This is a genomic window from Klebsiella sp. HC6, from assembly GCF_022605325.1.
Lineage (GTDB): Bacteria > Pseudomonadota > Gammaproteobacteria > Enterobacterales > Enterobacteriaceae > Klebsiella > Klebsiella terrigena.
Map to the genome: position 1 here is coordinate 1,818,065 of NZ_CP093276.1, position 14,648 is coordinate 1,832,712.

General features: G+C 57.0%; 10 protein-coding genes. 7 read left to right on the top strand and 3 right to left on the bottom strand.

Translation table 11 applies throughout. The annotated features are described in order from the left end of the window. Window positions 1-47: 47 nt before the first annotated feature. Window positions 48-698, bottom strand: a complete 651-nt coding sequence (gene rcsB / locus MMW58_RS08985) for a response regulator transcription factor RcsB (protein ID WP_041146527.1) — start codon at window positions 696-698, stop codon at window positions 48-50. 16 nt (window positions 699-714) lie between these two features. Beyond that, window positions 715-3,372: a phosphotransferase RcsD gene (rcsD, locus tag MMW58_RS08990; RefSeq protein WP_241723149.1), complete on the bottom strand. Its 2,658-nt coding sequence runs from the start codon at window positions 3,370-3,372 to the stop codon at window positions 715-717. A 770-nt stretch (window positions 3,373-4,142) separates the two neighbouring features. On the opposite strand from rcsD, the gene MMW58_RS08995 reads away from it, so the two are divergent. From MMW58_RS08995 to mgtE, 6 genes are all read left to right on the top strand, one after another. Next, a complete protein-coding gene (locus MMW58_RS08995) occupies window positions 4,143-5,258 on the top strand; it encodes a porin OmpC (RefSeq protein ID WP_133599177.1) in 1,116 nt (371 codons plus the stop codon). A gap of 101 nt (window positions 5,259-5,359) precedes the next feature. Then, window positions 5,360-6,412, top strand: coding sequence for an FAD:protein FMN transferase ApbE (gene apbE, locus MMW58_RS09000; protein WP_241723150.1), 1,053 nt, complete (start codon window positions 5,360-5,362; stop codon window positions 6,410-6,412). 72 nt (window positions 6,413-6,484) lie between these two features. Next, window positions 6,485-7,546, top strand: a complete 1,062-nt coding sequence (ada, locus tag MMW58_RS09005; protein ID WP_241723705.1) for a bifunctional DNA-binding transcriptional regulator/O6-methylguanine-DNA methyltransferase Ada — start codon at window positions 6,485-6,487, stop codon at window positions 7,544-7,546. Then, window positions 7,546-8,196, top strand: coding sequence for a DNA oxidative demethylase AlkB (gene alkB, locus MMW58_RS09010; protein WP_241723151.1), 651 nt, complete (start codon window positions 7,546-7,548; stop codon window positions 8,194-8,196). The genes ada and alkB overlap by 1 nt, the downstream gene beginning before the upstream one ends. Window positions 8,197-8,270: 74 nt before the next feature. After that, window positions 8,271-9,914, top strand: a complete 1,644-nt coding sequence (locus MMW58_RS09015) for a multidrug ABC transporter permease/ATP-binding protein (RefSeq protein ID WP_241723152.1) — start codon at window positions 8,271-8,273, stop codon at window positions 9,912-9,914. A gap of 150 nt (window positions 9,915-10,064) precedes the next feature. Further along, a complete protein-coding gene (gene mgtE, locus MMW58_RS09020; protein WP_241723153.1) occupies window positions 10,065-11,501 on the top strand; it encodes a magnesium transporter in 1,437 nt (478 codons plus the stop codon). On the opposite strand, the gene MMW58_RS09025 is transcribed toward mgtE, so the two are convergent. Continuing rightward, entirely contained in the window at window positions 11,464-12,711 is a 1,248-nt protein-coding gene (locus MMW58_RS09025; protein WP_133599167.1) for a SulP family inorganic anion transporter, read from the bottom strand. The genes mgtE and MMW58_RS09025 overlap by 38 nt on opposite strands. 276 nt (window positions 12,712-12,987) lie before the next feature. Between MMW58_RS09025 and mqo the strand changes: the two genes are divergently transcribed. Further along, entirely contained in the window at window positions 12,988-14,619 is a 1,632-nt protein-coding gene (gene mqo, locus MMW58_RS09030; protein ID WP_133599165.1) for a malate dehydrogenase (quinone), read from the top strand. The last annotated feature ends 29 nt before the right edge of the window (window positions 14,620-14,648 follow it).

Consider the following 14,648-nt stretch of genomic DNA (forward strand, 5'->3'; position numbering starts at 1 on the left):
TCCGGATACGGCGCATGATGGTCGCGCCGTATCCGGGAAGGTGAGCGTTACTCTTTGTCGGTTGCGCTCAGTGAAACGGAAGAGAGGTAGTTCAGCAGGGCAATGTCGTTTTCTACGCCGAGCTTCATCATGGCCGATTTTTTCTGGCTACTGATGGTTTTGATGCTGCGATTGAGCTTTCTGGCAATCTCGGTCACCAGGAAACCTTCGGCAAACAGGCGGAGCACTTCGCTCTCTTTCGGCGACAGGCGCTTATCGCCATAGCCGCTGGCGCTGATTTTTTCCAGCAGACGTGAAACGCTTTCCGGCGTAAATTTTTTGCCTTTCTGCAGCGCCGCCAGCGCCTTCGGCAGATCGGTCGGCGCGCCCTGTTTCAGCACGATCCCTTCGATATCCAGATCCAGCACCGCGCTGAGGATCGCCGGGTTATTGTTCATGGTCAGAACAATGATCGACAGATCCGGGAAATGGCGCTTGATGTACTTGATCAGCGTGATCCCGTCGCCGTATTTGTCGCCTGGCATGGACAGGTCGGTAATCAGAACATGGGCGTCTAATTTCGGCAGATTATTGATAAGTGCTGTGGAGTCTTCAAACTCGCCGACAACGTTAACCCACTCAATTTGCTCGAGTGACTTACGAATACCGAACAGTACGATCGGATGGTCATCGGCAATAATTACGTTCATAGTATTCATGTATTAGGCTACCTTGCTACAGCAAGCTCTTGACGTAAACGTCAATGTCGCTGATGTATTTTTCTATGCTTTGCGCATCTTTTTCACGAATCAGATGCTCAAGCGTTTCACATAACTGTTTGCCGGGTATCAGGTTAAGCATAGCAAACGCCCCTTTGAGGCGATGCGCAGTCTGGGCCAGCGCAGCTAAATCGCTTGTTGCCAGCTCAGTATACAGTCTCTTAACATCATCCGGAACCGTATCGGCAAACAGCGCATAATAGCCGCTGGCGTGCAGTTCGGCGTTGCTCCCGCTTCCCGGAGGAGAAGGTTGCACGTTTTCTTCCGCCAGCTGCTGTTCAATCAGTTGCAGAATCGCTTCCTGCATGGCCGTGCTGATATTGAAATTGACGCACAGTTGGCCTGGACCTATTTTTCGTATTCCGACCTCATCATCGCTTAAAAGCAAGCCAGAAGCAGTAAGATTAGACGGATTATCCGTTAAAAAGAGATCGTATTCTTGACTTGTCAGCCTCTCATCCGGCGTGATGCAGCTCGCTCCCCAGCTTTCAAGCTGACGCACGACAATCTTTCGGACCTCATTAGCCGTAATATCAAGCAATACCACCACGTCATCCAGCAGATGTTCGCCGGAGTCGCTCTCTTCTTCACTGGCCGGCATTTTGAGGTGCAGGGAGTAGCGGGTGCCCAGAGATTCGCGTGCTTTGATATTCATCTGGCCTCCGAGCTTGCGCGTCAGGCGATCGCAGAGCCAGAAGGTGAGCGCATTGGCCTTACCGTACAGATCGGCCTGGGTATCGTTAAGGAACGGGAAGTGCATATTATCGATTTCGTTTGCCGAAACGCCGTTGCCGGTATCGATAATGCGGAAGGTCAGACGATCGTCCGCAGAGTCGTCCTTGCTCACCTCGAGGGTGATTTTACCGATCTGCGTGGTGGTGACCGAGTACTGAATGAGCAGCAGCAGCGTGCGGCGCAGCGCGTCGCGGTCGCCGTAGCGTTGCTCATTCGCCGCCAGGGCGTTGTTAATCAGCAGCTGCAGGCCTTTGCGCTTAATCACGGGCAGCACTTCCGGCACCACTTCATCGATCAGCTCCTGAATCGAGAACCGATCCGGCGTGCTCTTCCAGCTATCGCTTTCCAGCAGGTTTGCCAGCTGAATTTCGTCAACCAGCTGCACCAGCTCATCCGCGTGCTGCGCCAGCCTGCGGCTTTCGGCAATGCCGAGCGCGGCCGCTTCTTCCGCCAGGCTGCGGGCGGGCTGCTTCAGCGCGGCGCCAATATGCTGCATAAACGCGGTGCGGCCCTGCTGGTTTTTCTCGTACAGGCGCTGGGCCTGCTTGAGCTTTTTACTCACCAGTACTTCCCGATCCTGATCGCGGATGATGAAGATCTGCGTGCGCGGCGCGACCTGGCTGCGGTACTGGCGAATCTCATACAGTTCGTTGTTCACCGTAGCCTGAATCACGCCCTGATGCTGATCCGCCATGTTGGTAATATTTTGCAGGTTGAGGTGCGGCAGCAGATGATCGGCGATGGGGTTGCTGATAATCGTGCGGTTAGCTTCTAAATCGTGAACCAGCAGCCCCAGCGGCAGCAGCGAGACAATCTCTTCATTTACTGCCCGCAGCGTACGATGCTCGCCGCTGGCGGCAGAGGAGACGCTCGTCCCGGTCTGACGGCTGCGGCCGCTGTAGTGGCGAAAGGTCGTGAAGCCAAACAGGGTCAGCGCCAGCAGGCCGATAATCAGCAGGAGCGGCAGCAGCACGTTCTGCAGCGACTCAATCATCAGGGTGCTGAATGGCACCACCCAGATCAGGCGCATCCCGGTGGTATTAATGGCGGTGATGATTTCAATCCGCGTGCCGTTGAAGTTGATGCTGACGTTATCAGACTCTTCTTTATCCGGATTGCCGGTCGCGTTCTGTGACGGGTCAGGCTCAAGCCGGAAGCTGTCCAGGGTCATGCCCGGCGGGATCAAATCGTTAATCGGCAGGTCGAAAGCGACCACGGTGGCCAGATGACCCGGCTGGTTGAAGGTGGTCCGCAGGGTGAAGTAGTGGCCGTTTTGCCATGAAAGCTGGCGCAGCGACGAGAAGGTTTCTCTTTCGTCGAGCGTGTTAGCCTGCAGCAGCATTTCCGCGCGGCGGGACTCCACCACGTTGCTAATCGTCGACTCTTTAAAGCTGGAAGAAAGGTCTTTCAGCGGCAGAGTCGAGACCAGAATCAGGCTGTTATCCAGCCCGTTGAGGTAGTACATCGACCAGGGAATGGTCTCTGCGCCCCACAGAATATCGAGATAGTTGGAAATTTTTTGCGTCATTTCCAGCGTTGAGCTGTCATGAGAGCCAAAAATCAGCGCCTCGGTCTTACGCCGCGGCTTTTCCAGATAATAGACATCCTGCTTTAACCGCGTTTCCTGTAAACCCTCGCCGGCGGCGCTGGAAGAGGTGGCGGCAATATTGTCGTAAATTTGCCAGGTGGCATAGCGCCAGGCATCGATGCGCTTGTGCAGCGCATGGCTCACGTCGACAACCTGATAGCTTTTTTCTTTTAACCAGGCGTTGACCGCGCTTTGCAGCGTCACGCTCATCGTCGCCAGCAGGACGATGACCATTAAAATGAAGAAACGGGTGATGCTGCCAGGCATCAGGGTGAATTTTTTCTGGGTCATCGTGTAGCAGTGCGACTCATCAATGTTTGTAAGCAGGATGTTGCACCAAGGTAGCTGGTAGCAGAGTGAATTCGCTAAGCAGTATAAAGGCTAATTTATCAAATCCATACTACAGAATGGCCTTCGGCGCTTTTTTGCTTTGGGATTTATCTTAAAGGAGCATTGACAATAAAAATGTACAGCGGGATTGATTCTGTACAGTTATTTGCCGATTGCCTGCAGGAAATAGCACGAAATAACAAGAAATTACCCGGATAAGGACTTCCTGATGCGCGGAGTGTTTGATTAATAACCGTTATTTTTATCGCGGCTAGCACGGGTATAATTAAAGTTATGTAAAGAAGGGTAAAAAAAACCGGATGCGAAGCATCCGGTCGAAATAGGGGTAAACAGACATTCAGAACTGAATGACGGTAATAAATAAAGTTAATGATGATAGCGGGAGTTATTCTAGTCGCAGGTGACCATTTTGTTTTGTCATTCAGTGCTATACCTGGCGTGTTGTGTAACTATCTGATGATAATTGGAAAAAAATATTTTCTTGATTATTGGTGCTTATTTTACGATTTCTCATCGTTGCGAAAAGTTCCCTTGAATTTACAAACTGAAACATCTTGTGCGCATTTTGAAACACCTTAGAAGTTTTCGTATCATATTCTTGTTGGATTATTCTGCATTTTACAGCACAATGAATATAGCCGACTGATTAGAAGGGTAATCAGTAAGCAGTGGCATAATAAAAGGCATATAACAAACAGAGGGTTAATAACATGAAAGTTAAAGTACTGTCCCTCCTGGTACCGGCTCTGCTGGTAGCAGGCGCAGCAAATGCGGCTGAAATTTATAACAAAGATGGCAACAAATTAGACCTGTACGGCAAAATCGACGGTCTGCACTATTTCTCTGACGACAAGAGCGCTGACGGCGACCAGACCTACATGCGTCTTGGCGTGAAAGGCGAAACCCAGATCAACGACCAGCTGACCGGTTACGGCCAGTGGGAATACAACGTTCAGGCGAACAACACTGAAAGCTCCAGCGATCAGGCATGGACTCGTCTGGCATTCGCCGGTCTGAAATTCGGCGACGCGGGCTCTTTCGACTACGGTCGTAACTACGGCGTTGTTTACGACGTAACTTCCTGGACCGACGTTCTGCCGGAATTCGGCGGCGACACCTACGGTTCTGACAACTTCCTGCAGTCCCGTGCTAACGGCGTTGCAACCTACCGTAACTCTGACTTCTTCGGTCTGGTTGACGGCCTGAACTTTGCTCTGCAGTATCAGGGTAAAAACGGCAGCGTCAGCGGCGAAGGCGCGACCAACAACGGTCGTGGCGCTCTGAAACAGAACGGTGATGGTTTCGGTACTTCCGTAACTTATGATATCTGGGACGGCATCAGCGCTGGTTTCGCGTACGGTCACTCTAAACGTACCGACGATCAGAATGCTGCGGGCCTGCGTGGCGACGGCAAATATGCTGAAACCTACACCGGCGGTCTGAAATACGACGCGAACAACATCTACCTGGCAACTCAGTACACCCAGACCTACAACGCGACTCGTTTTAGCGGCAATGGTGATGTTGATTCCGTTAGCGGCTATGCAAACAAAGCGCAGAACTTCGAAGTGGTTGCACAGTACCAGTTCGACTTCGGTCTGCGTCCGTCCGTGGCTTACCTGCAGTCTAAAGGTAAGGACATCGAAGGTTTCGGCGACCAGGATATCCTGAAATATGTTGACGTGGGCGCGACCTACTACTTCAACAAAAACATGTCCACCTACGTTGATTACAAAATCAACCTGCTGGACGACAACGATTTCACCCGTCGTGCCGGTATCTCTACCGACGATATCGTCGCTCTGGGTCTGGTTTACCAGTTCTAAGCACGCTGAAGTCACGAAAAAGGCGCCTCTGGCGCCTTTTTTTATGCCTCGTTTAAGGTGGCTGGTGTACTCTTGCTGCCTTAGCAAGAGGAACCGATTTTATGGATATCACTTTTTTCCGCGCCGCGCTGCTCGGCGTTTGCGTACTCCTTTCCGGCTGTGATTCAGCCACCTCACCTGCAGCTCAAAAAAGTGCCGCGACCGTGCTGGATGGCAAAACGATGGGCACATTCTGGCGGGTCAGCGTCATTAACGTTGATCAAGCGAAAGCCCAGGCGCTGCGGCAGAAAATAGAGTCCCAGCTGGACGCCGACGATCGCCTGCTTTCCACCTGGAAAAACGATTCAGCATTGATGCAATTTAACCACGCCACCTCCACAGAGCCGTGGCCGGTTAGCGAAGCGATGGCCGATATCGTCACCATGTCCCTGCGCATTGGCGCGAAAACGCACGGCGCGATGGATGTTACCGTCGGGCCTTTGGTCAATCTCTGGGGCTTTGGCCCGGATAAGCAGCCGGTAAAAACGCCGGATCCTCAGCAGATCGCGGCGGCAAAAGCGCGGACGGGGCTGCAGCATCTGACGGTGATTAACCGCGCGGATCGCCAGTATTTACGGAAGGATATTGCGGATCTGTATGTCGATCTTTCGACAGTGGGTGAGGGCTATGCCGCCGATCATCTGGCGCGTCTGATGGAGCAGGAGGGCATTTCTCGCTATCTGGTTTCCGTCGGCGGCGCGCTGGTTAGCCGAGGGATGAACGCCGACGGGCAGCCGTGGCGGGTGGCGATCCAAAAGCCGACCGATCGTGAAAACGCCGTCCAGGCCATCGTCGATATTAACGGCCACGGAATCAGCACCTCCGGCAGCTACCGCAACTATTACGAGCTGGATGGCAAACGGATCTCGCACGTGATCGATCCGCAAACCGGCAGGCCGATCGATCATAAGCTGGTCTCGGTGACGGTGATTGCGCCGACGGCGCTGGAAGCAGACGGCTGGGATACCGGGCTGATGGTCCTCGGCCCGCAAAAGGCGCAGGAGGTGGTGAGAGAGCAGGGGCTGGCCGTCTATATGATCGTCAAAGAGGGGGAGGGTTTTAAAACCTGGATGTCGCCGCAGTTCCGTACCTTCCTGGTTGGCGAAAAGAATTAAACAGCAAGATTTCGGGTTTTATTCGGCGGGCGATGAATCAGACTGGCTATACACTTAAAGCAGGAGCCGATGATGAAACCGATTATTGCTGATACCGATGACCGCCGCTGGCAGGCGGTATGCGATCGTGATGCCCGCGCCGACGGTCAGTTTGTGTTTGCCGTGCTGACCACCGGCGTTTGCTGCCGTCCCTCCTGCCGCTCGCGGCGGGCGCTGCGGGAAAACGTCCGTTTTTACCCTGATGTGGCGGCCGCCATCGCCGACGGATTTCGCCCCTGCAAGCGCTGTCAGCCGGACAAAAGCGATCCGCAGCGGCAGAAGGCCGAGAAAGTTGCCAGAGCCTGCCGCCTGCTTGAGCAGGAAGCGCCCATCACCCTTGAGGCGCTGGCCCATGAGCTGGCGGTCAGCCCGTACCACTTCCACCGTTTATTTAAATCCGTCACCGGCATGACGCCGAAGGCCTGGCAGCAGGCGTGGCGCGCGCGGCGTTTACGGGACGCCCTGGCGCAAGGGGAAAAAGTGACCCCGGCGGTGCTGGCCGCAGGCTTTCCCGACGGCAGCAGCTACTATCGTCAGGCCGACGCCGTGCTTGGCATGACCGCCAGCCAGTTTCGCCGCGGCGGCGATGAAACCGATATCGTCTACACGCTCGGCGACTGCGCGATTGGCCGCTGCCTGGTGGCGCAAAGCGAGCGCGGAGTGTGCGCCGTATTGCCCGGAGAGGGCGACGCGCCGCTGGACGAGCTGCGCCGCCTGTTTCCCCGCGCCCGGCTTCTACCCGGCGACGCGCATTTTTCCGCGCGGGTGGCGCAGATTTTTGCCCACATCGACGATAGCCGCCAGACCATAGATCTGCCGTTGGATATTCGCGGCACCGCCTTTCAGCAGAGGGTCTGGCAGGCCCTGCGCCAGATCCCGGCGGGCGAAACGCGCAGCTACCGCCAGGTTGCCGAAAGTATCGGCCAGCCGTCCGCCGTCCGGGCGGTAGCGGGGGCCTGCGCGGCCAACCGGCTGGCTATCGTCATTCCGTGCCACCGGGTGGTACGCGAAGGCGGGGCGCTGTCCGGCTATCGCTGGGGAACCGCCCGCAAAGCTCAGCTGCTGGCCCGGGAAGCACAAACCGAGGAGTCGTAATGCTCGATCTTTTTGCCGATACGCCCCCCTGGCAGGAACCGCTGGCACCCGGGGCCGTCATTCTGCGGCGCTTCGCCCGCCAGAACGCCCCGGCTCTGCTGCAGGCGCTGCTGGGCGTTGCCGACGTTTCGCCGTTTCGCCAGATGGTCACGCCCGGCGGCTACACCATGTCGGTGGCGATGACTAACTGCGGGCCGCTGGGCTGGACGACCAATATGCACGGCTATCTGTATGCTCCCGGCGATCCGCTAACGGGGCGGGACTGGCCGCCGATGCCGCCGATATTCTCCGAGCTGGCCGCGCAGGCGGCGCTTGCCTGCGGCTACGCGGGCTTTGTGCCCGACGCCTGCTTGATCAACCGCTATCAGCCCGGGGCGAAGCTCTCGCTGCATCAGGATAAGGATGAGCGCGATCTGCGTGCGCCGATCGTTTCCGTATCGCTGGGTCTGCCGGCGGTGTTCCAGTTTGGCGGCCTGCAGCGCAGCGATCCGCTGCGCAGAGTGCTGCTGGAGCACGGGGACGTGGTGGTCTGGGGCGGCGAGTCGCGGCTGTTTTATCACGGTATTCAGCCGCTGAAAGAGGGCGACCATGCGGACACCGGCGCCTGCCGTTACAACCTCACCTTTCGGCTGGCAGGCGATAAAGAATAAAAATAAGAATTATTCTTGATGTCATCGGCGAGCAGTTTACACTGCTGGCTGTTTTGCTTGCCCGGATTGCTGTTATGGAACTTCTTCTTCTTGTTTGGCGCCAGTATCGCTGGCCGTTTATTTCCGTCATTGCCCTGAGCCTGCTCAGCGCGGCGCTGGGGATCGGGCTTATTGCCTTTATCAATCAGCGGCTGATGACCGTTGTTGATACCTCGCTGACGGTGCTGCCGGAGTTTCTCGGCCTGCTGCTGCTGCTGATGGCGGTGACGCTGGGCTCACAGCTGGCGCTGACGACCCTTGGGCACCATTTTGTTTTCCGCCTGCGCGGGGAGTTCATTAAGCGCATCCTCGACACCCAAATCGAGCAGGTTGAGAAGATCGGCAGCGCCTCGCTGCTTGCCGGCTTAACCAGCGACGTACGCAACATTACCATCGCCTTTGTGCGCCTGCCCGAACTGGTGCAGGGCATTATCCTGACCTTTGGTTCCGCCGCCTATCTGGCGTGGCTGTCGGGAAAAATGATGATGGTGACCGCGCTGTGGATGGCGATAACCATCTGGGGCGGATTTATGCTGGTATCACGCGTTTATAAGCATATGGCAACGCTGCGGGAGACCGAAGACAAGCTATACCACGACTATCAGACGGTGCTGGAAGGGCGCAAAGAGCTGACGCTCAATCGCGAGCGCGCCGAATACGTGTTTAATCATCTCTATCTGCCGGACGCACGCGAGTATCGTCGCCATATTATCCGGGCTGATACCTTCCACCTCAGCGCGGTAAACTGGTCGAACATTATGATGCTCGGCGCCATTGGCCTGGTGTTCTGGATGGCCAACGGCCTCGGCTGGGCGAATACCGCCGTGGCGGCGACCTACTCTTTGACCCTGTTGTTCCTGCGCACGCCGCTGCTTTCCGCCGTGGGCGCGCTGCCGACGCTGCTCAGCGCCCAGGTTGCCTTCAATAAGCTGCACAAATTCTCCCTGGCGCCGTACCGTGCCGAATTCCCGCAGCCGCAGGCGCACCCGCACTGGCAAACCCTGGAGCTGCGCGACGTCTGCTTCCATTACCCGGACAACAGCTTCGCCGTCGGGCCTGTCAATATGACCCTGAAACGCGGCGAGCTGGTGTTCCTTATCGGCGGCAACGGCAGCGGCAAGTCGACGCTGGCGATGCTGCTGACCGGGCTGTATCAGCCGGCTTCCGGTCAGATCCTGCTGGACGGCGAGGCGCTGGCGGTAGACCGGCCGGAAGACTATCGTAAGCTCTTCTCGGCGGTATTTACCGACGTCTGGCTGTTTGACCAGCTGCTGGGGCCGGAGGGAAAAGCGGCCGATCCTGCGCGGGTGAGCCAGTGGATGGAGTACCTGAAAATGACGCATAAGCTGCGGCTGGATAACGGCAGGATCCTCGATCTGAAGCTCTCCAAGGGGCAGAAAAAGCGCGTGGCGCTGCTGCTGGCCCTGGCTGAAGATCGCGATATCATCCTGCTTGATGAGTGGGCGGCGGATCAGGATCCGCACTTCCGCCGCGAGTTTTATCAGGTGCTGCTGCCGCTGATGCAGCAGATGGGTAAAACTATTTTCGCTATCAGCCACGACGATCACTATTTTCAGCATGCCGATCGCCTGCTGGAGATGCGCGCCGGCCAGCTGGCGGAGCTGACGGGCCTGGAGCGCGAGCTGGCGACCCGCGATGCGGTCTCCCGCACCGCCTGAAAGCCGCGCCTGCCGACCCACGGCGGGCGCTATTGTTGATTTTTCCGCCGGACGAACCCGCCGGCGGTTATTATTTCCCCCTCCTCGCGCTATGCTTAGGGCACCTGGCCTGCTGGTCGGCCAACTATTCTCACAAGGATTGCCTGACCGATGTCCGTTTTGCATAAAAAAAGCGCCAGATTGCGCGACGAAGAGCGCGCCCGCCTCATTTGGCTGCTGAGCACTGATAAAGCCGTTACCTCCTCGCTGTTGGGCAAATTAACGCTGGCTGAACGCTATGACGACGGCACCCTTGCCGACGATCTGGCGGAAGTGGAAGTGTTGGTTTCCCACCTGCCGCCGCCGGATCTTGCCGATGCCCTCGAGGCGCTGCCTTACGACGCGCGTAACGCGCTGTGGCGGCTGGTTGCCGGCGATAAACGCGGTGAAGTGCTGCTTGAGGCGTCGGAAAGCGTCTGGGGCGACCTCATCGATAAGATGAGCGATCGTGAGCTGCTGTTTACGCTGCAAAATCTGGATATTGATGAGCAGGTCTATATCCTGCAGCATCTGCCGCAAGACCTGACCGCACGCCTGCTGGCGGAGATGCCGGCAGAGAGGCGCGCGCGTATCCGTCAGATGATGCGCTACGCCGACAATACCGTCGGCGCGATCATGGAGTTTGAGGTGATCACCGTTCGCCCGGAGGCGACGCTCGCCGCGGTGCAGCGCTATCTGCGGCGGTTAGGCAAAATGCCGGAAAACACCGATAAGCTGTTTGTCACCACCCGCAACAAGCTGCTGCTTGGCGAGCTGGAGCTGCAGACCATCCTGCTCAACGATGCGCAGAAGCGGGTAGGAGAAGTCATGGAAGGCGATCCTGTGACCTTTCAGCCGCACGAAGAGGCGGAGAAGGTCGCGCGCACCTTTGAACGTGACAACCTGCTGAGCGCCGCGGTGATTGATGCCGACGGCAAGCTGATGGGGCGCCTGACCATCGACGAAATCGTGGACGTGGTGTATGAAGAGACCGATAACGATTTACGTCGAATGGGGGGGCTGAGCAACGATGACGACGTTTTCGCCCCGGTGAGCAAAGCGGTGAAAACGCGCTGGGCGTGGCTGGCGGTCAACCTGTGCACCGCGTTTATCGCCTCGCGGGTAATCGACGGCTTTGAGCATACGATTTCGCAGCTGGTGGCGCTGGCGTCGCTGATGCCGATCGTCGCCGGGATCGGCGGTAACACCGGAAACCAAACCATCACCATGATCGTACGGGCGATGGCGCTGCAGCACATTCAGCCGGGAAGCTTCTCGTTCCTGATCCTGCGCGAAATGGGGGTTGCGGTGATTAACGGCCTGGTGTGGGGCGGGATTATGGGCGCCGTAACCTGGTGGCTCTACAGCGATCCGCAGCTCGGCGCCGTGATGACGCTGGCGATGATGCTCAACCTGCTGATGGCGGCGATGATGGGGGTGATTATCCCGATGGTGATGGTGAAGCTGGGACGCGACCCGGCGGTCGGCTCCAGCGTGATGATCACCGCCATCACCGATACCGGCGGCTTCTTTATTTTTCTCGGTCTGGCGACGATTTTCCTGATGTAGTCGACGGCCTGCCGCGCAGCCTGCGCGGGATCAGCGCCATCGCCACCAGGCCTGCCAGAACGCCAATAGCCAGATTGCTGGTGCCTACCGTTGCGGCAACGGTCACCAGCATGACCAGCGTTTCCGGCCACGGATTACGCTTCAGCTCGGCCGGACGAAGGCTGTGCCAGCTGAAGGTTTTGGCCGCCACAATGACCATCACTCCGGCCAGTACCGCCATCGGAATTTTTGCCATTACTTCGCTCAGCACGGTGACCAGCAGCAGCAGCACCGCGCCGGCGGCGAGGGTGGAGACGCGGCTGCGGCCTTTACCCATTTCAACGTTAACAATGGTCTGACCAATCATTGCGCAGCCGGCGATGCCGCCGTAGAGTCCGGCAAGAATATTGGCGATGCCCAGCCCGGCGCTCTCGCGCGCTTTGCTGGACGGGGTCTGGGTCAGGTCATCGACTAATTTGGCGGTCAGCAGCGACTCCATCAGGCCGACAAAGGCAATGCTCAGGGCGCAGGGCCAGATAATTTGCAGGGTGTCGAGATTGAGCGGCACCAGCAGGGCGGTGAACCCAGGAAGCCCGCCGCTCATTGAGCCCTCATCGCCGACGGTAGGCAGCAGCTGCCCGGTGGTGACGGTAAACAGGGTTAACACCACGATGGCAATCAGCGGCGCGGGGATCGCTTTAATATAGCGCGGCGCCCAGAGGACAATCAGCAGCGTCAGGACGAACAGGCCGAGGATCAGCGGCTGCTTGCTCCAAAAATGGGGAACCTGGGCGAAAAAGATCAGAATCCCCAGCGCGTTGACGAAGCCGGTCATCACCGCCTGCGGTATAAACCGCATCAGCCGCGCCATGCCGCCCAAACCAAACAAAATTTGAATAATACCGGCCAAAATGACGGCGGGCAGGATGTAGCCGACGCCGTGTTGATGCACCATCGGCCCAATCACCAGCGCCACCGACCCGGCGGCGGCGGTAACCATTGCGGGCCTGCCGCCGAGTACCGACATCGCAAGGCACAGCACAACGGACGCAATCAGGCTGACCTTGGGGTCAACGCCGGCAATCACTGAAAAGGAGATAACCTCCGGAATCAGAGCCAGAGCGGTCAGAACGCCTGCCAGAGCCTCTCGTGTGAACAGCGATGGTGAACGAAGTACGTGGCGAATGGCGCCTGTTGAAGCGGACGTAGCGTGGTCTGGAGCCTGAGGCATAGGAAGTTCGCAGGTTAGTTTAAGCCGGGACGAGTAAGCCTGAGCTTGCGTGCGGTCTGTCACAAAACGGAGGATGATAGCGCGGTCGCGCCGCTTATACCAGTACAAAATGTGATTTGTGGTACACATTTATTAAACATTTTTATAACAGATCTCAAAACTCAACTTAAATTTTAAACAATATTTAAATTTTTTATCTTCAGTGTTACTTTGATTCCTGATAATCGTGTCACCTGCGCTAAATAAAAAAAGCGAGTAAAGTAAGGCTCAAATTCGATGAAGAAAAAGATGGCCGTACCCAGCTCACCGGCGGTTGGTTCAAATACACCTCGGACCAACACCCGCCATGAGCAAGAGACGGATGTACTGTTGATTGGCGGCGGCATCATGAGCGCCACGTTGGGAACCTGGCTGCAGGAACTGGAGCCGGATTGGTCTATTACCATGGTCGAGCAGATGTCCAGCGTTGCTGAGGAGAGCTCGAACGGCTGGAATAACGCGGGTACCGGGCATGCGGCGCTGATGGAGCTGAACTATACGCCCCAGACCGCCAGCGGGATCAACATCGACAAAGCGGTCGATATCAACGAATCCTTCCATATCTCTCGTCAATTTTGGGCCCACCAGGTCACGCGCGGCATTCTGAGTAAGCCGAAATCATTTATCAACAGCGTACCGCACATGAGCTTTGTGTGGGGCGAAGATAACGTCAACTTCCTGCGCGCGCGCTACGCCGCTCTGCAGCAAAGCGAACTGTTCCGCGGTATTCGCTATTCCGAAGATCATCAGCAAATTAAAGAGTGGGCGCCGCTGGTGATGGAAGGGCGCGATCCGCAGCAAAAGGTTGCCGCGACCCGTACCGAGGTCGGCACAGACGTCAACTACGGCGAAATTACCCGCCAGCTGATTGCCGGCCTGCAGACCCACGCTAACTTCTCCTTACAGCTTGGCACCGTTGTGCGTCGCTTCAAGCGCAACGCCGATAAGAGCTGGACGGTCACTCTGGCGGACGCGAATAACCGTCGCCAGAAGCGGGTCATTAAAGCCAAATTTATCTTTATCGGTGCCGGCGGCGCGGCGCTGACGCTGCTGCAGGAAACCGGTATTCCCCAGGCTAAAGAGTACGCGGGCTTCCCGGTTGGCGGCCAGTTCCTGGTGTGTGAAAATCCGGAAGTCGTTAACCACCATCTGGCAAAAGTCTACGGTCAGGCCGAAGTTGGGGCGCCGCCGATGTCGGTGCCGCATATTGATACGCGTATTATTGACGGTAAGCGGGTGGTGCTATTTGGGCCGTTTGCAACCTTCTCCACCCGTTTCCTGAAAAACGGCTCTTTGTGGGATCTTCTGGCATCGACCAATACCTCAAATATTCTGCCGATGCTCAACGTCGGTCTGGATAATTTCGATCTGGTGAAATACCTGATTAGCCAGGTGATGCAGAAAGATAAAGATCGCCACGAGGCGCTGCGCGAATACTATCCGGAAGCGAATAAAGGCGACTGGCGCCTGTGGCAGGCCGGCCAGCGTGTGCAGATCATTAAGCGCAACGGTAAGAAGGGCGTGCTGCGTCTGGGAACCGAAGTGGTCAGCGATGATGACGGTACCGTTGCGGCGCTGCTGGGCGCATCGCCCGGCGCCTCGACCGCCGCGCCGATTATGCTGCAGCTGATGGAAACGGTCTTTAAGGATAAGGTAAATTCAGCCGCCTGGCAGGCGAAGCTGAAAGAGATCGTTCCCTCCTACGGCCTGCGTCTCGACGGCAATTCCGCGGCGATTGAGCAGGCGCTGGCGTGGACCAGCGAGGTTCTGCAGCTGCGCTATGAGCCGGTTTCAGTCGCGGATAAAGCCCCTCAGGCAGAGCTGAAACCGCTGACGGATAGCAAACCGATAGCGGATATCGCGCTGTAGAAGGCAAAACCGGCGGCCCTGGCCGCCGG

What these genes read in the sequence shown, in the direction of transcription:
- rcsB (WP_041146527.1), bottom strand. Translation starts at nt 698, where the DNA reads ATGAATACTATGAACGTAATTATTGCCGATGACCATCCGATCGTACTG.
- rcsD (WP_241723149.1), bottom strand. Translation starts at nt 3,372, where the DNA reads ATGACCCAGAAAAAATTCACCCTGATGCCTGGCAGCATCACCCGTTTC.
- MMW58_RS08995 (WP_133599177.1), top strand. Translation starts at nt 4,143, where the DNA reads ATGAAAGTTAAAGTACTGTCCCTCCTGGTACCGGCTCTGCTGGTAGCA.
- apbE (WP_241723150.1), top strand. Translation starts at nt 5,360, where the DNA reads ATGGATATCACTTTTTTCCGCGCCGCGCTGCTCGGCGTTTGCGTACTC.
- ada (WP_241723705.1), top strand. Translation starts at nt 6,485, where the DNA reads ATGAAACCGATTATTGCTGATACCGATGACCGCCGCTGGCAGGCGGTA.
- alkB (WP_241723151.1), top strand. Translation starts at nt 7,546, where the DNA reads ATGCTCGATCTTTTTGCCGATACGCCCCCCTGGCAGGAACCGCTGGCA.
- MMW58_RS09015 (WP_241723152.1), top strand. Translation starts at nt 8,271, where the DNA reads ATGGAACTTCTTCTTCTTGTTTGGCGCCAGTATCGCTGGCCGTTTATT.
- mgtE (WP_241723153.1), top strand. Translation starts at nt 10,065, where the DNA reads ATGTCCGTTTTGCATAAAAAAAGCGCCAGATTGCGCGACGAAGAGCGC.
- MMW58_RS09025 (WP_133599167.1), bottom strand. Translation starts at nt 12,711, where the DNA reads ATGCCTCAGGCTCCAGACCACGCTACGTCCGCTTCAACAGGCGCCATT.
- mqo (WP_133599165.1), top strand. Translation starts at nt 12,988, where the DNA reads ATGAAGAAAAAGATGGCCGTACCCAGCTCACCGGCGGTTGGTTCAAAT.